Source organism: Scytonema sp. PCC 10023, from assembly GCF_963920835.1.
GTDB lineage: Bacteria > Cyanobacteriota > Cyanobacteriia > Cyanobacteriales > Nostocaceae > Kalymmatonema.
Map to the genome: position 1 here is coordinate 77,791 of NZ_CAWUDP010000009.1, position 17,523 is coordinate 95,313.

General features: G+C 43.4%; 11 protein-coding genes and 2 pseudogenes. 8 read left to right on the plus strand and 5 right to left on the minus strand.

Annotation, left to right across the window (positions count from 1 at the left end):
- Positions 1-348 precede the first annotated feature (348 nt).
- Together ACM0OZ_RS07915 and ACM0OZ_RS07920 are read left to right on the plus strand one after the other, a co-directional pair.
- Positions 349-879 carry a TetR/AcrR family transcriptional regulator gene (locus tag ACM0OZ_RS07915; protein WP_414582244.1) on the plus strand — a complete coding sequence of 177 codons (531 nt, stop codon included), beginning with the start codon at positions 349-351 and terminating at the stop codon, positions 877-879.
- A 107-nt stretch (positions 880-986) separates the two neighbouring features.
- The gene (locus tag ACM0OZ_RS07920; RefSeq protein WP_414582245.1) at positions 987-1,634 is read left to right on the plus strand and encodes a glutathione S-transferase family protein; all 648 of its coding nucleotides are present in this window, start codon (positions 987-989) and stop codon (positions 1,632-1,634) included.
- 31 nt (positions 1,635-1,665) lie between these two features.
- On the opposite strand, the gene ACM0OZ_RS07925 is transcribed toward ACM0OZ_RS07920, so the two are convergent.
- Positions 1,666-2,640 (minus strand): CPBP family intramembrane glutamic endopeptidase, encoded by a 975-nt coding sequence (locus tag ACM0OZ_RS07925; protein WP_414582246.1) that lies wholly within the window; start codon positions 2,638-2,640, stop codon positions 1,666-1,668.
- A gap of 40 nt (positions 2,641-2,680) precedes the next feature.
- On the minus strand, positions 2,681-2,977 hold the full coding sequence (locus ACM0OZ_RS07930) for a hypothetical protein (protein ID WP_414582247.1): 297 nt from the start codon (positions 2,975-2,977) through the stop codon (positions 2,681-2,683).
- 178 nt (positions 2,978-3,155) lie between these two features.
- Here ACM0OZ_RS07930 and ACM0OZ_RS07935 point away from each other — a divergent pair, with 178 nt between their 5' ends.
- The gene (locus ACM0OZ_RS07935; RefSeq protein WP_414582248.1) at positions 3,156-4,316 is read left to right on the plus strand and encodes a sensor histidine kinase; all 1,161 of its coding nucleotides are present in this window, start codon (positions 3,156-3,158) and stop codon (positions 4,314-4,316) included.
- A complete protein-coding gene (locus ACM0OZ_RS07940) occupies positions 4,313-4,948 on the plus strand; it encodes a response regulator (protein WP_414582249.1) in 636 nt (211 codons plus the stop codon). Before ACM0OZ_RS07935 ends, ACM0OZ_RS07940 begins: the two co-directional genes overlap by 4 nt.
- A gap of 52 nt (positions 4,949-5,000) precedes the next feature.
- Here ACM0OZ_RS07940 and ACM0OZ_RS07945 read toward each other — a convergent pair.
- Positions 5,001-5,189, minus strand: a pseudogene (locus ACM0OZ_RS07945) (cbb3-type cytochrome c oxidase subunit I); the annotation flags it as partial.
- Positions 5,190-5,607: 418 nt separating this feature from the next.
- Between ACM0OZ_RS07945 and ACM0OZ_RS07950 the strand changes: the two are divergent.
- A complete protein-coding gene (locus ACM0OZ_RS07950) occupies positions 5,608-7,449 on the plus strand; it encodes a glycoside hydrolase family 15 protein (protein WP_414582250.1) in 1,842 nt (613 codons plus the stop codon).
- 42 nt (positions 7,450-7,491) lie between these two features.
- On the opposite strand, the gene ACM0OZ_RS07955 is transcribed toward ACM0OZ_RS07950, so the two are convergent.
- Positions 7,492-8,244, minus strand: coding sequence for a hypothetical protein (locus ACM0OZ_RS07955; protein WP_414582251.1), 753 nt, complete (start codon positions 8,242-8,244; stop codon positions 7,492-7,494).
- Positions 8,245-8,253: 9 nt separating this feature from the next.
- Between ACM0OZ_RS07955 and ACM0OZ_RS07960 the strand changes: the two are divergent.
- Positions 8,254-11,025 (plus strand): annotated as a pseudogene (locus ACM0OZ_RS07960) (SAV_2336 N-terminal domain-related protein); the annotation flags it as partial.
- 231 nt (positions 11,026-11,256) lie between these two features.
- Positions 11,257-12,093: a formylglycine-generating enzyme family protein gene (locus ACM0OZ_RS07965; protein WP_414582253.1), complete on the plus strand. Its 837-nt coding sequence runs from the start codon at positions 11,257-11,259 to the stop codon at positions 12,091-12,093.
- Between the two features lie 208 nt (positions 12,094-12,301).
- Here the strand turns inward: ACM0OZ_RS07965 and ACM0OZ_RS07970 are convergent, their stop codons facing one another.
- Entirely contained in the window at positions 12,302-14,860 is a 2,559-nt protein-coding gene (locus tag ACM0OZ_RS07970) for a vWA domain-containing protein (RefSeq protein ID WP_414582254.1), read from the minus strand.
- 838 nt (positions 14,861-15,698) lie between these two features.
- On the opposite strand from ACM0OZ_RS07970, the gene ACM0OZ_RS07975 reads away from it, so the two are divergent.
- Positions 15,699-17,522, plus strand: coding sequence for an aspartate kinase (locus ACM0OZ_RS07975; RefSeq protein ID WP_414582255.1), 1,824 nt, complete (start codon positions 15,699-15,701; stop codon positions 17,520-17,522).
- Position 17,523 lies beyond the last annotated feature (1 nt).

Sequence of the window (17,523 nt, forward strand, 5' to 3'; positions counted from 1 at the left end):
TTCTGATAACTGGGTGGAGAGTATTGCTATAAAGAAAGCGAATTTATTGTCTACGACACAGACTTCGTCCTACGTGGAGACCAAAAAAGCTTTCCGTAATGAAACCCCCTGGATTCCATCCGTGGGATTATTCTGATTACTGCGTTCTGCGTTCTGTGTTCTTCTTAATGTCTTCATCGGCTGCTACTTTGTTAAGGCATAACAAATGCCTTTCTTTGCAAACTCACATTATTATTGATTAATCATTCAAAAATATGTATACTTGACAAATAGACGTAATTGGGAGAGTTCAATTACCCCGTGGTTCGGCAACGAGAATTTGATACGGACGAAGTTTTAAGGATCATTATGGATTTGTTTTGGCAGCGTGGTTATGCCAACACTTCCATGAAGGATATTGTGCAAGCGACGGGAATCCAGCCTGGAAGCTTATATGCTGCCTTTGGTGACAAAGAGAAGCTGTTTCAGCAAGCATTCAAAAAATACACGCAAGAATTCTTTCGCGCTTCTATGCCACGCCATTGTCCTCCCTTAGAATGTATTCAACAATGGTTTGACCATTTGGCTAAAGCAATGATAAACGACTCAAAACACAAGGGTTGTTTGATTATTAACACGGCGATAGAGCGTGAATCCCATTCACCCAGCACGATGGCAATTATTGAGGATCGTTTAGACGAGATTGAGTCATTCTTTCAGCAGAATCTTGCTCAGGCAGTTCAAGACGGAGATTTGCCGAACTCATTTGCGATCGAGGCGAATGCTAAAGCATTACTGGGATTAGTTGTGGGGATGTTAGCAGTTGCACGAATCCGACGTGATGCTAAAACGCTTAAAAGCATTGCAGCAGGAGCTACTACACTGCTTCAGATGAATTAATTTTGCGGTTTCCTCTTGACAAGCATTTTTTTTGGTTTTATCTTGAATGAGTATTCAACTTTAATGAACGTTCAAGAAACGCTGCTGACACTTTAGGGGTAAATCTTATGTCCAACTTAGTTGTACACGGCTTTTCAGTCAGTCCTTATGTCCGTTCTGCCCGCATTGCCTTAATTGAGAAAGGAGTTGACTACCAGTTCAACGAGATCGGATTTGACTACCTACCGACGGACGAATACGCTCAACTCAACCCGTTTCGGAAGATGCCTGTATTACAGGAGGGAGATTTCATCCTGTACGAAACTCCAGCGATTTTAGCCTACATAGATGAAGCTTTCGATGGGCCATCCTTGCAGCCCACTGATCCAAAAGCACGCGCCCAGGTGCGGAAATGGATTGGGATTGCGTCAAATTACTTATATCCCGTTGCGATCCAACTGTTTGTGCAGCGAATTATGAATCCGATTATGGGTGGTGCAGCTGATGAAGTTGTTGTTGCAGAGTCAACAAACATTATCAGTCAGCATCTGGATGTCCTCGAACGTGAGCTGACAACATCATTTCTTGTGGGTGATGCATTGAGCTTGGCTGACATCATAGCTGGGTCAATGGTGTACTACGTCAACATGACGAAGGAAGGATCAGCACTAGTTAAAGCTAGACCCAAAACAGCAGCGTGGTTAGATACTCTCAGCCAACGCAAGAGTTTTCAGCAAACTCTAGCAGGATTGCTAGAAGGAAAGGCACAAAGTTAGATATAAGTGGTCGGCTGATGCGCTTATCCAACTAGGGATAATTTGCAAATTTAAAATAACTGTCACACCCTGTTCTGAAGCCAAGCCGACCTTTTGTTTTAAGAATTAATCCTATCGCAACGACAATCATTGGAATGACTAAGTTGATTTCAGTCAGTAGATAAACTTTGGTACTATCTGACAAAATTTCGCCACCTAACCTGACTGAATCATTTGATAGCCCATGCATGGCGATCGCAATAATCGTAGTCCCACCAACTCGATTAAAGAAAAACGTCATGATGATTGAAAGTAAAACAAACTTAATCATCAGAATAGAAAAAATGGCTATGGCATTTCCAATTCCGTAAAAAAAAGTATCCACTTTAACAGGAATGTGCCACGCAAACCACATTAATCCTAGTATAATTGAGGCTTTGAGAGGGCTAAAACGGCTCTGTAGCAAAGGTAAAGCAAATCCTCGCCAACCGTTTTCCTCAAATAAACCACCCGCGTCTAAAAACATAGCAACGAAAAACTTGAACAAAAACACTATTGAGAAAAAATCAATATGCCAACCGAATTCCTTTTCAGTGAGCAGTAGTTTGTTGAGTGCAGCCGTCGCCAGATTCATCGCACTAAAGGTTAATATGCAGAATCCCCAAACTCTCAAGCCACGGTGCCAAAAAATATCTTTTCTCCAGAAGCGAAAGCGAGCTTTAAGGGTTGCAAAACCTTGTTGTCCATAAGCTATAGCAATAATAAATACGGCTACATCGACAGCAGCAACTTGCACAAGACTTAGGAAAATTCCCAAAAATGCTTCCGGTGCTGCCAATACAACTCGAAACGCAGTTACTAAATCCGTATTAAATTGTAAACCTGATTTCTCAAAGCCTTTGAGTAATCCGTTTTGTGCATCTGTAAAAAGGAAAATTGGAATGATACAAACTTCAATTAAAATTGAAAATACATAAAACCATACAAGCGGACGCTTTTTGATGTTCTTCTTGAAGCGCTGAATCATATTAGAAATTCTAAATACAACAGTGTGAAAAGACAAGAATCTATTTGGAAAAGCTACTGAGTGCATTCGGACAGTTAAAGTTAAATTCAGCAAAAGGTATGACTTGATTTGCTGTCTGTTGTACTTTCTCTCTAGCCTGATTTAAGACTCTATCAATCTCGGTTGGAGTCATTGCACCTTGCTGTTTGGCAATTTCACTTGTTAAACAGACTCCCATTGGTACACCATCGCCTATCGTCCAAACCGTCTTTCCCACGACTGTACCCCCTAGAAATCCTATCCCTCCACTCATCACGGCTGTAGTGAGAACCATCAAACCAACGTGAATTCGTTTCATGTTCGTAAAACACCAGTAACTTAGTTACTAAGGTGCCAAATCAAGTTTCTGCACACTATAGATTGGTGTCATGAATTAACATGACAAATGTCATAGAGAAATCCAAACGGAATACTATACTGTAGTTTCTAGTATCTTTTAGCTAATATTTCCTGCTTTAGTTGCTATGAAACTGAGTATGATCTCTTCTGCATCATTCCGCTCAAATTTGCGTTATAGCGAGTGGGTGATGATTGTTGGAGTGAGTTTAGGTTTTTTGCTGGATGGCTCGTTTCAAGCTTCAATCGCAGCATCTCTACAGGTTGTTTTCTGTCTTGTTGGATATGCGTTGTTGAGTTTAGTCTTTCCAATTAACCGTCCGCTTTGGCAAAGGCAAGTCTATGTCCTTGCAGGAATTCTATTAGCACTTTTCATGAGGGTAACAGGAATTGGAATAGAACTGTTTCTCTATTTATATATTGCTAAAAGCTGCTTCTTACTGAATCGTCAAAATCTGATATTGACTGTTACATTAACGGTAATTATAGGTTTATTAACCTTTGTATGGGCGCTTCCTAAATCTGCTCAAATGACTACAGCATTATGTGTAGAGCTAGGCGATCGCAACCAAATCCAACAGTTGATTTTAAGATATCTATCAGATAATCTCGTCGTCACTGTCTTCATAATTGCTTTTAGTTTTATGGTAATTGCAGAACAAAAAAGCCGAAAACGTGCAGAAGCCTTAGCTGAGCAAGTAGAAACGCTAGCTGCTACACTAGAGCGTACGCGGATTGCTCGCGATATTCATGATTCTTTAGGACATAGTCTGACGAACCTCAACAGTCGGTTAACAGTAGCCCAAAAAAAGCTGCAACAACACGATGTTAATGCAGTGTGTGAAGCTGTAGACACAGCTAAATTTTTGGCTAGTCAGTGTATTGAGGATGTCAATCACTCGCTGAAAACAATGCGTCAATCGGATTTTAATCTCAATCAAGCTTTAACCAATTTAGTCGAACAGCTTCGCTACAATCAAGCTTTGAGTGTGCAATGGGAGATAAACTTACCAAAATTGCCATTGCAAACCAGCCACCACATTTACTGCATTGTTAAAGAAGGATTGATTAACATTCAAAAATATGCTCATGCTTCTGCGGTTCGTTTCCGAGGTTTGTCTACGCCGGAAGGTATCCTGATAGAATTAGCAGATGATGGTCAAGGATTTGATCCGAAATTACCGCATTTGGGTTTGGGATTGCAAGGCATCGAAGAACGAGTCCAACTATTGAGAGGTCAATTGACGATCAACAGTACTCCAGGCTCAGGCACGCAGATTCAAATCATACTTCCGCTATGATTCGCCTGTTAGTTGTTGATGATCAGGATATTTTTCGGCAGGACTTAGCCATAGTGCTATCTGCTGAAGCGGACTTGGATGTGGTTGGACAAGCGAGTCATGGACGTGAGGCGATCGCCCTCACCCAACACCTACAACCCGATGTCATTTTGATGGATGTCCGAATGCCAATTTGCAATGGCGTTGTGGCTACTCGTGAGATTATTCAACGTTATCCTTGGATACGAATTTTAGTACTGACGACATTTGATGATGATGAGTATGTCTGGCAATCACTCCAAGCAGGCGCACTTGGTTACTTACTCAAACACACCCCAATTGAACAGATTGTCACAGCCATTCGTTCAGTTTATCTGGGATACTGTCAACTCGGACCATCGATTGTTCCGAAAGTCGTTGCTCAGTTAAAACCTAATTCCTCACGCCCAAAAGATGATTATGACTACCTGTTAAGTCAACGTGAACTGGAAATTTTGAAGTTAATGAAACAGGGAAAAAATAATCGTGAAATTGCTCAAGAACTGCACCTTACAGAAGGAACCGTGAGAAATTATGTCTCTCAAATTTTCAGCCAGTTAGGTGTTCGTGACCGGATTCAAGCTGTGCTTTGGGCACAACAACATTTGCCATAATTTTGTAGTCTCCTTACTCTTTAAGTTGGCGACAAGATTTTGCTCATTCCTTAGGCAGCAAGAAACTTGAGAGTAGCAGAATAGCTGCTGGTGGAATCATCCAGAAGGCGATCGCATTGAGGAGTGGAAAAGCCATGTCCCTTGCCCCAATCATCAGCGGCACTAGCTAGTTGGCAAGACCTGCCATGAACGGGATAATCCACAGGAAAATCATCACCGTGCCGTGTAGCGTGAATAAGCCAAGGAAGCTCAATCTTTCAAACGAGTTGTTCCTTTTTGTGCTTTGAGATTTGGGAAATTTCTCTTTTTTAGCAATCGCAAAATATTATTCAGATAGCATAAAAATTGATTTTTTATGATAATTTTCATGTTTTTTATTTCGTAAGACAGAAGAAATAACTTCACAAAATATTTAATTTAAATATATGAGTTTAAATCTTTTTTACTTCTTCACACCGTAAATTATACCATTTCACGCTTAAGCCTGATACAAATGATTGGTCTCTAATTCTTTCCCTCTGCAAAGCTGCAAGAGAACTGCCTATTTGTGTCAACCTTTAAGTGAAACGGTATTAGGGGCTTGCATCCTTTGTTTTTTTTAAATTTTGATAGCGTAGTCTGCCCTAGGGCATATTTTGAATTTGAGCAAAGTGAGGGTCATGGGATATCAGCCAATCCAAAACTACGGAATTATTGGGAACACGTACACAACAGCCTTGGTCGGGCTAAATGGATCTATCGACTGGTTTTGTTTTCCTTTTCATGACTCGCCCAGTGTCTTTGCGGCACTGCTCGACCATCAAAAGGGCGGGCATTTCAAGATTTCACCCAGGACTTGTGAGGTGACTCACAAGCAGTTCTACTGGCCTGAAACCAACGTCCTAGTAACCCGCTTCCTGACACCAGAAGGCGTTGGAGAAATCACCGACTTTATGCCTGTAGGGATGGCTGCACAAGAGGTTGGATCTCACTGGTTAATCCGGCGTGTTAAGGTGATTCGTGGCTTCATGGATTTCCTTATGGAATGCCGTCCTGCTTTCAACTATGCCCGAGATGAACATCAAATAATACTCAGTTCTGGGGGTGCGTGCTTTCACTCACCAAAACTCAGCCTCGAACTTTTAACAGATATCCCACTACAGCAAGAAGACAGTGGAGTTTTTGCCAAGTTTAACCTTCAGGCAACACAGACAGCGGTTTTTGTGGTGCGGGAAACTGAACCCAATCGTGGTTGTGGACATCCTCTCGACCAGTCACAAGCGGATGAGCTATTCAAGCAAACCGTTGATTACTGGCGTCACTGGCTTGAGGAATGCACTTACATGGGCCGGTGGCGCGAAATCGTTCACCGTTCAGCACTGGTGTTAAAGCTGCTGACCTACAAACCTACCGGAGCAATCATAGCAGCGCCTACCTGTAGTCTTCCAGAGAGTATTGGCGGTGAACGCAACTGGGACTACCGCTACACCTGGATCAGAGATGCAGCTTTCACGCTTTATGCGTTAATGCGTATTGGTTTCACCAAGGAAGCTGCTGAGTTCATGAATTGGATAGAGTCTCGTTGCCATCAGTGCAGTCCGAACGGCTTATTGCAAAATATATATGGAATTGACGGACGGCATGACCTGAGCGAAGAAATCTTAGATCATCTGGAGGGTTACAAAGGTTCAAGTCCGGTTCGTATCGGCAATGCTGCTTACAAACAGTTACAACTGGACATTTATGGCGAGTTGATGGACTCGGTGTATCTCTACAACAAGTATGGAGCACCAATCTCATATGATATGTGGATCAAAGTGCGCCATATGCTTAATTGGGTTTGTGACAACTGGCAGCGACCAGACTCAAGTATCTGGGAAGTGCGTAACGGACAACAACACTTTGTGTACTCAAAACTTATGTGTTGGGTGGCTTTGGATCGCGGCTTGCGTTTAGCAGACAAGCGCTCATTCCCGGCAGATCGAAAGCGGTGGATCGAGGTTCGAGACCAAATTTATGAGGAACTCATGTCCAAGGGATGGAATGCCTCACGTCAAGCTTTCGTGCAATATTACGGTAGTGATTCGCTAGACGCCGGAAGCTTAATTATGCCTCTGGTATTCTTCCTCTCGCCAGTAGATCCCCGTATGCTGGCTACTTTGGATGCCATCAATCAGCCTCCGAAATCAGGAGGGTTAGTCTCTGATAGTCTGGTATACCGATACAATGTGGAAGAAACGCCCGATGGTATAGAAGGAAATGAGGGCACCTTCAATATCTGCACGTTTTGGCTAGTTGAGGCACTAACCCGCGCCGGAGTTAAGAATAAGGAGAGTGCCCGACTCGATAAAGCCCGACTCCTATTTGAAGAAATGCTGGGCTATGCCAACCATCTGGGGCTTTATGCCGAGCAAACGGGATCGAGTGGCGATGCATTAGGGAATTTCCCCCAAGCTTTTACACATCTGGCTTTGATTAGTGCAGCTTGGAACTTAGATAAAGCCCTTGATGGTAAAGGCTAGCAATGAAGATAAGAAATTCCTGGATTTGGAATTTTTCTCAAATCATGATTTCTTGTTTTTTTCATCGTCTCCTAATATTTGAAGTAATTTTCTGGCAGCCAAAATTCCCACAGCTACACCACCAACTAATTCCACTGCCTGCACCACTTTCTTGCCCACATCGTGAGGGTCAAGGTGGCGGTGAAAAATCTCCTCATCTAGCCATTCTACAGTGGCTTTAAAGTCATGAATCGGCGTCGGCAAGAGCTCTAGATAAGTGCCTTGACGGATTAAATGACCGGCTTTGCCAGTCACTTCAAAAACGTTGTAAATGTTGGCAGCAGCATCGTTTAACCCAAGTTTTAGCAAAGTGCCACGTATGTTAACCCTAACAGGTTTGGGGTCATTTCCTAAAGCGATCGCTTTCAAATTCTGGGCAATTGTCGCTCCTTGTTGATATGCAACTTGTGCAGTCGGCGGAAAGGAACTGTCCTCCACAGCTGCACAATCTCCGCCTGCAAAAACTTCTGGAAAATCGGGCAGTTGTAAGGTTTTGCTGACTTTTAATCCACTGTGCTTGTCTCGGTGTTCATCTGGAATTGCCAAATCTTTAATCAGCGGATGGGTAGCAGTGCCAGCTGTCCAAATTGTGGTATAAGTTGGCAGTGTCTCAGACTTGCCATCGCGCTTATACTCGATTGCATTGGAACGGATAGCTGTGGCTTCTGCACCCAATACAATGACATCACTGTGGTCCTTTTCGGCACACTCCATCAATGCCTCAGGCACAGAACTGGCGCAGACTGAAGTAGCCATGACCTTACCCCTACACCGACATCACCTACTTCAGCAAACGTTGCACAAACCCCACCTTCATCCCTTAGTCCCTCTAGAGAGCAACCTGCCGTTTCTGCTTACTCGTCTGATACACTCCCTGAATCTAGTTCCTCTGACAAATCATCACCCACACCAGAAGGACTCCCCTTTAAAGCACCAGCTGCACCTGCTCTACGAAATTCATTGGCTTTAGCCAGAGCGCTTCGTCCACTCATGCGAAAAGTGCCATCCCGAACAGAATCGGTTTTGGATGAAGAAGGTACAGCTCGACAAATTGCAGAATATCAGGTTTGGTCGCCTGTTTTGCAACCTGCACGGGAACGCTGGTTGGAGTTGGTGTTGGTAGTGGAAGAAACCCGCACAACAGTTGTTTGGCAAGAAACCATTGCAGAATTCCAAAAATTAATGGAGCGACACGGGGCATTTCGCAACGTATACACTTGGAGTTTACAGACGAAAACAGATGGAACACCCCAGCTTTTCCCGTTTCAGCAAAAAAAGCCGCAAAAAGTACAAAGAAAACAACTCTCCCGTAGTCCAAAAGAGCTATTGGATGCCACAGGTAGACGATTGATATTGCTAATTAGCGACTGTATTTCACCGTTGTGGTGGCAAGGGGAAATACACAAACTCTTAGAGCTTTGGGGAAACCACGTTCCGGTTGCAGTACTGCAATTGTTACCAGAGCAACTGTGGGAGCGGACGGTGTTGGGATTAGGAACCTCAGTGCAATTGGGTGCGCTGGCTCCTGGTGTCCTCAATTCACAACTGATTGAAAGTGGGCTACCCATTTGGCAGGAAGAAAAACCGACAATGGCGTTGAAGTTTCCTGTGGTGACGTTAGAACCTGAGTCTTTAACAGAGTGGGCACGAGTCGTTGCGGGAGCAGGTAGTGTTCAGACGCTAGGTGTTCTGTTTGAGCAAAATTGGCAAGAACTTGTACCAAAATCTCCGTCTCCGACTCCTCAGCAACCAACAAAGCCGGACTTATTAGTTAAACGGTTTCATGCTACAGCTTCCCCTCTAGCCAGAAAATTAGCAGGCTTCATGGCGGCTGCACCTGTAAGTTTGCCTGTCATCCATCTCATTCAGCAAGAACTGTTGCCAGAATCCAGACAAATTCACTTAGCAGAGATTTTTATGAGTGGATTGCTGCAATTTGTTCAGAGTCATAAACCGAGTCAACCAGAACGCTGGCAATATAAATTTGTAGATGGAGTTCGGGAAATTTTGCTGAGTTCTGTAAGGATTACAGAAATTGATGCTGTGCTGGAAGCAGTTTCCCAATACATAGCTCGTAAGGCGGGGTTACAAATCAAGAGCTTTGCAGCATTACTCGCTCCTAACCCTAACTGGGATATCAGCACAAGACAAGAGGTTATCCCTTTTGCCAAGATTGCTATGCAGGTGTTGCGTCAACTAGGTGAAGACTATGCTGCTTTAGCAGAACAATTAGAACGAACATCTGAAGTTATTCCTGAGTTTTCGGAAGAATCTCATAATCCTCCTAAAATATTAACCTTTGAATTTGAAGTCGCAACCATCAGTATTGAAGCGGAGACGGAAACTCCTCTAGGTATCAACCTGCAACCTTTTGAATTTGAAGTCGCACTGATAGAGGTTAATCAATCTGCTCAAATCAGTACAGTTAGTTTTCCCGAGATTGTGGATGAGATGGTTTTTACTAAAACAGGAAAACATCTCAATGATATTGAACAGTTAATTCTACAGGGAACATTAGCCAATCAAACCTATGAGAAAATTTCAGAATCAACAAAATACTCTGTGCCTCATCTAAGCAATGTTGCTCTCAAGCTCTGGGAAGTTTTATCAGAAGTGCTTGGTGAAAAAGTTACCAAAAGAAATCTTCAAAATATCCTCAAGCAATGGGCTGATCGTCGTCGTTTAACCATTCATCGTCATCGTCAGCGAGCTACGGAGTTTATCGAAGATTTAGGGAATGGAATACAGCTAGAAATGGTAGCCATTCCTTCTGGAAGCTTTTTGATGGGTTCGCCAGAAGATGAACCTGAGCGCTCAAGCTCTGAAAGCCCTCAGCATACAGTAACGATTCAATCTTTCTTTATAGGCAAGTATCCTGTCACTCAAGCACAGTGGAAAGCAGTAGCCTCCCTTCCACAAGTCAACCGCGAACTTGACCCTGAACCATCTTATTTTAAAGGAGAAAATCGCCCTGTTGAAGGAGTTTCCTGGTATGATGCTATTGAGTTCTGCGTTCGGCTTAGCCGCTTCGTAGAAGGTCGGCTGTCTCAATACACTGGTAAACCCTACCGTTTACCGAGTGAAGCCGAATGGGAATATGCTTGTCGTGCGGGTACGACGACTCCCTTTCACTTTGGTGAGACAATTACATCTGAGTTGGCAAACTATAATGCTGACTACACATACGGTGCTGGTGTCAAAGGAGTTTATCGTGGAGAAACAACGCCTGTAGGCAGCTTTGGTGTAGCGAATGCCTTTGGGCTATACGATATGCATGGTCAGGTATGGGAATGGTGTGCTGACCATTGGCATAGTAATTATCAAGGAGCACCCACAGACGGAAGTCCATGGCTCGATGATAATGATAATGGTAGACAGATACTGCGGGGTGCTTCGTGGTACAACAATCCTGATTACTGTCGTTCTGCTAAGCGCGTCCAGTACAACCCCGCTGCTAAGCGCGTCTACAACCCCGACAGCGACTTCCACAGCCTCGGTTTTCGGGTGGTGTGCGGTGCTGCGGCGAGGACTGAGTAGCCCTTTATACTTTTACTCTTTTGTCCTTTACCCTTTTTTCTTTTTCCTTGCGAGCGGAGCGAGCCGAATTTTTTTAGAGAAATAACTGGCTCACTAAACTGCTAGGGTGCCAAGACGCAAAGTTTTTTTGGTGAATGAGTGCGATGCCTCAATAATAATATCATATTTTGGGAATAGCTCAATCATCACAAACAAAGTATTAGAGAGGGACAATCAAGCAGGTAAGAATTAATGCTAAAAATAGTCATTAACCGTTCAGCGCGGACAGCGCAATATTTTATAGAAGATTTGGGCGATAAAGTTGAACTAGAGATGGTGCTGATTCCTGGCGGTAGTTTTCTCATGGGTTCGCCAGAAGATGAACTTGAGCGCGGTGAATCGGAAAGTCCTCAGCATGAAGTAACCATTAAACCCTTTTGCATGGGTAAGTATCCTGTCACTCAAGCGCAATGGAAAGCAGTAGCTTCTTTCCCAAAAGTGAACAGCGAACTCGATGCTGATCCATCTCATTTTAAAGGAGAAAATCGCCCTGTTGAGCAAGTTTCTTGGCATGATGCTGTCGAATTTTGCGCTCGCCTCTCCTCACACACCAAAAGACCCTACCGTCTACCGAGTGAAGCTGAATGGGAATACGCTTGTCGTGCTGGAACTACGACTCCATTTCACTTTGGTGAGACGATTACGACGGATTTAGCGAATTATCGAGGTACAGATAACGAAGAATATAAATGGTCAGGTTCCTATGGTCAAGGTTCCAAAGGGATTTACCGGGAGGAAACAACACCTGTGGGTAGCTTTGGTGTAGCGAATGCCTTTGGGCTATATGATATGCATGGTCAGGTATGGGAATGGTGTGCTGACCATTGGCATAGTAATTATAAAGGAGCGCCCACAGACGGAAGTGCGTGGTTAGATGATAGTAATAATGATAATCGTCTGCTGCGTGGTGGTTCTTGGGACGTCAGTCCTGTCTTCTGCCGTTCGGCGTATCGCGGCGTCAACGATGCGGGCAACTGGTTCGACTTCCTCGGTTTTCGTGTTGTGTGTGCTGCTGCGTGGATTCAGTAGTTCAGATCTTGCACCATTCTCAAAACCCTTCGGGTGGGCACTGCCCACAACGTAAAAATAAGGTTTTGAGCGAATGCTAGGCAGTGCCCACCCTACAAAAATTGCAATAACGCAAGTGGTGCAAAATATCAGTAGCCCCTTCTCAATTGCATAGACTACACCGTAGGGGCTTTCGTCTAGCCGTGCCGTATCACCTGTTCGCTGTCCCCTACTCCTCTACCCCAACGACAACCTTCTTGGTGTAATACTCAGTCTTCCCATACACGCTGATAATACTCTCACCTACCTCAAAAAACGTCCCTTCTATCTCATCTTTAGAAAACTGCAAGTTTAGGTATTTTGCAGCAAGTTCCTCTGCAGTGGATGCTACGGCGTTCATTTCATCTGGCAAAAGCCCAGTAGAACCAATGTAGAACACCAAAGGACAAATCTTATCGCGGTAAATTCTCTCTCCATACGCCACCAATTTGGTATTCGCCGCTGTCAACGCGTCAACCATTTCCTCTTTGCTGACAGGTTTGCCATTCGACTTATCTTGCAACACCCTTACAAGATTCTCAGCACTAACTTTTGTAAGAATAGCTGTCACTCTACCGTTCTTTTCCAAACCAAGAAAGTCATCAAACATTGGTTTCATGAATTCATCGACTTTCGTGATTTTTGTACGGGATGACAATTGCTTGTGTCTGAAGGCAATATTTTCATTGAACGCCAAATCAAAAGCAGGTTTCTGGAAAATTTCCCCAGTTTCTTTGTCATAAAGCTGATACATCCTATCAAGGAATTTATTCGCTGTATGCAGTTTACTAAGGTTAAGTAGATCTTTGCTGCCAATGTCGATTTTATAGCTAACTCTTGAATCAAGAGTACCGTTGATTAACGCTTCCTTGATGTCGTCGTATTCGTTCGTTGTTGGAAAGTTGATGTAAAGGTTTTTTGAGATATAATGCTTCTTCAACTCTTCCAACTGTTCTGCTAAGAACATATCTGACTCTTCTTTCAGATGAGCAGAAATAATACTAGAGAGAACCTTGATTTCTGCTAGTTCAGAAAACAAACCATCAATGTTACTGTACTGTCCATCAAAAGGCACAAGAGGTAAATTTTCTAGCTTGATAGTATATTCACTGCGGAAGTCAAATTCCTCTGCTGGCGAACCATCTTTTTCCAATACACCTTTTGCTTTAAGTACATCAAAGGCTTTTTTACTACTAATTTTGACTTTGAGTGACTTCACATTGACTTCGCCATCACTAACAATAGTGTAATTATTAAAGGTAGCCAAGTCATTCATCAGCAAACCAGCAACCTCAATAATTCGGGTTTTGTCCTCAGCTTTGACAAGTCTCACTTTACGAGTGATAAGCATATTGATAGTGGCGGTATTGTGGTTAATCTCAAACGAACCCATGTCAACATAGCCACCTTTATCTATATATTCAGTTTTCAGCCAAGGTTTAATTAAGTTGCCATTTCCATCCCTGCAACCTTTAACTCTTTTGATTCCTTTTCTTTGATAATTATCCTGCAAGTGCTCGATGTTAACAATGATGCTGCTGTGATGTTCTTCCAAGATTTTGACGAGTTCTAGCAGAGAAACTCTCTCGTTCACCTTCACCTTATCTAGGATTTCATGCTCTCGCAAGATATTGGGATAGAACAGTGCAATGTCAATGTCTTGTGCAAAATCTGCGACTTGCTCATTTGTCAGCGCTTTGGCGTGTCTTTCTGTTAAAGTGGCATCAAAGGTACTAGCAATAGCATACTTGGCAGTATTCAAATTTCCTTCTACTAAATTTGCTTTGGCAAATGCATACACAGACTGATCATTTTGAGCTACAGGTACATTTAATTGCTCATAAGCTTCTTTAGTAATCTGCTTATACTTGTAAATGATAAATTCATCATCTGGCTTCAAACCAAAAATTTTTAATGTTCCCGCTGTACCATTAATTTTCTTCGCACTTGTTGAAAGTAAAACTTGATAGGTATAATCAGCAGCTAAAGGTTCTTCTATTGCTGGTGCGACTGAACCACCTAACAATTTTGCAGTGCTGTAAATAGCATCATAAACTTCTCTCACATCGCCAGCTTGAATGCAAAAACCAGAGACAGTGTTGGCAATTTTGGAAAGCAGCTTAAAGTCAGAAGCGTTAGAATAAGCGATGGTGTTGACAAAAACATCCATGCTTTTGAGTTCTTCACAAATCGCCTCTAAAGCTTTTGCTTCTGCCCTAGGGCTGGTATCATTTGCATAGCCGTCGCTGTGCAAAGTTATGGCGGTAAGTTCTCCCTCTTGAATCAGAGATTTTGCCATCTGCATTGCTTGAGATATGCAAGTTAGATAAGTAGCCTGAATTCGTTTAATTTCTTCTACGTAGGGAGAACTTGGTTTCATCACTTCTTGAATGGGAATTCGCTGGAAGTGACAGGTTACGTCGTCTTTAGAAGAATAGGATATTAAAGTGATGACTAGCTGGTAGTTGATGTATTCATCAAGAGTTAAAAGCTTAATCAAAGTTTCTTTCAATGCCTGGATATCACAAGACATTGAGCCAGAACGGTCAATGATAATAATACTGTGTGCTACTGCTTTTTGTGAAATATCACCCGGCTTTCTTTCTAAATCTACTCTATCTACTAAATAGTAAGCTTTTTCTTTACCAGCAAAGTTATAAAGGGTGAATTTTGTTCTAGTATTATTAGTAAATTTACTATTGATATTTTGAGAGCGGGCAACGTTATTTTTTGCAGCTTTTTTTGCCATATTTACACCTATTTTAATTAAGCTTAACCATCATGTTAATTCATGGTTTTTTGTTGCGTCACCCTCAACAAGAAAACCTTCTCACAAACGTTAAAATCTGAGGGTAAACACGCAAAATGCAATGCAAAAAGGTATACCAGCTTCTTGCTTACAGCGCTTTTCAAATGATGAGACACCCTACAGAAAATTGCTGTAAGGTGGCATTTCTATTATAGTATAGATGTACTATAAATAGTTCAAGGAGGCAAGGTGATCAGGTGATATCAAGTCCGGTTAAATACTTATCATTACCCTCAGAACCCCACCCCGGTAAAGCTGCGCTTTACCTCCCCTCCCCGCTTGCGGGGAGGGGATAAAGGGGTGGGGTGCAATTAACGTGGGAATCATAACTAATTAGCCGGACATGATATGAGAGTTCCTTCCCACTGTAAAATTACGGCGTTGCATATTTGCGGGATGAAAAGTTATGTCCTGCAGACACGCTGCTTTGTTGGGGGAACCTGTCTGCAAGACTTACACGCCAAAGAAGCGGCTTCAAGGGTTGCAAAGGCGTTTCTTGCGGGAAGCGAGTAGGAAGATAAAATAAAGACTAAAGCCCTGACTAGGAACTTGATTCAGGTTTCACCCTTTGAAATAATCTAAAAGGCGATCGCCATTTTCTCAACACCAAATTTTCTCCTGTAGCAATTTTAGGCGCAACCCTAGCTTACAGAGCAATTTACGACTTATTGGCGTTGCTCGTTGCAGCAAGTTTACTGGGATTCTATGAAATTAGATACGGTGCAAGAAATATAATGAACAAATAGATTTCCCAGGGACGATTGACTACATTAAGCTTATGCCGCTCATAGTTCAGAAATACGGTGGTACATCTGTCGGTTCAGTAGAACGTATTCAAGCTGTCGCACAGCGCGTGTGCAAAACTGTCAAAGCAGGAAACTCTGTTGTCGTTGTGGTTTCCGCAATGGGTAAAACCACCGATGGACTCGTTAAGCTAGCATACGAAATTTCAACGAATCCCAACAGCCGGGAAATGGATATGTTGCTTTCCACGGGTGAACAAGTCACCATTGCCTTAGTAAGTATGGCTTTGCAAGAACTTGGACAGCCAGCAATTTCTCTGACAGGAGCGCAAGTAGGAATTGTTACCGAAGCTGCACACACTCGAGCGCGAATTTTACATATCGAAACAGAGCGGGTCAAGCGACATCTTAATCAAAACAAAGTTATTGTTGTCGCTGGGTTCCAGGGTATTACCAGAACTGAGGAATTGGAAATTACAACCTTAGGACGTGGCGGTTCAGACACCTCAGCCGTGGCTTTAGCAGCAGCATTGCGAGCAGATTTTTGTGAAATTTATACCGATGTCCCAGGGATTTTAACGACAGATCCCCGTTTGGTTCCAGAAGCACAGCTAATAGATGAAATCACCAGCGATGAAATGCTGGAACTCGCCAGCTTGGGGGCAAAAGTCTTGCATCCCCGTGCTGTGGAAATTGCCCGGAACTATGGTGTTCCCTTGGTGGTTCGCTCTAGTTGGACAGATGATCCTGGAACTTGGGTGAATTCACCGACACCACGTCCCCGTTCACTCGTCAATTTGGAAATTGCCCGTCCCGTTGATGATATCGAATTTGATACCGAACAAGCAAAAGTGTCCATGTTACGTGTACCAGATAAACCAGGCGTTGCAGCACGGTTATTTGGGGAAATTGCCACTCAGGATGTGGATGTAGATTTAATTATTCAGTCAATTCACGAAGGTAATACAAATGACATTGCCTTTACCGTGATGACACCAATTTTAAAACGAGCGGAAGCCGTAGCGGCAGCGATTGCTCCTGTTCTGCGCTCTCACAAAGCTGCTGAAACTGAAGAAGCTGAAGTGATGGTACAACAGAATGTTGCCAAAGTCAGTATTGTAGGTGCGGGAATGATCGGGCGTCCCGGTGTTGCGGCAAAGATGTTCACCACCCTTGCAGAAGCTGGCGTCAACATCCAGATGATTTCCACCAGCGAAGTGAAAGTCAGTTGCGTAATTGACAACGCAGATTGCGATCGCGCCGTTGCAGCCCTCCACACCGCCTTTGAAATTGAACAGGACAAGGAGAATTTTACTCTCCCTCCCTCCCTCCCTCCCTCACTCCCTCCCTCATCCCCTGTCCGTGGTGTCGCCCTAGATATGAACCAGGCGCGTTTGGCAATTCGTCAAGTACCAGATCGTCCGGGAACAGCGGCGAAGCTGTTTGGACTGTTGGCAGAACACAACATCAGCGTAGACATGATTATTCAATCCCAGCGCTGTCATGTGATCAATGGCGTTCCCAGACGAGATATTGCCTTCACCGTTGCCAGGATGGATGCACAAGCAGCACAAAAAATGCTCCAGCAAGCAGCCGTAGAATATGGATGGGGTGAAGTGGTATTGGATAGTGCGATCGCCAAAGTCAGTGTTGTGGGAGCAGGCATGGTAGGACAACCAGGCATTGCGGCTACAATGTTTGAAGCGCTAGCACATCACCAAATTAATATCCAAATGATTGCCACTTCGGAAATCAAAATTAGCTGTGTTGTGGCGCAAGAGGAAGGTGTTAAGGCATTGCAAGCGATTCACACAGCATTTGGGCTGGCAGGTAGCCAGAGTATTCAAGTGCCTGCTTAAT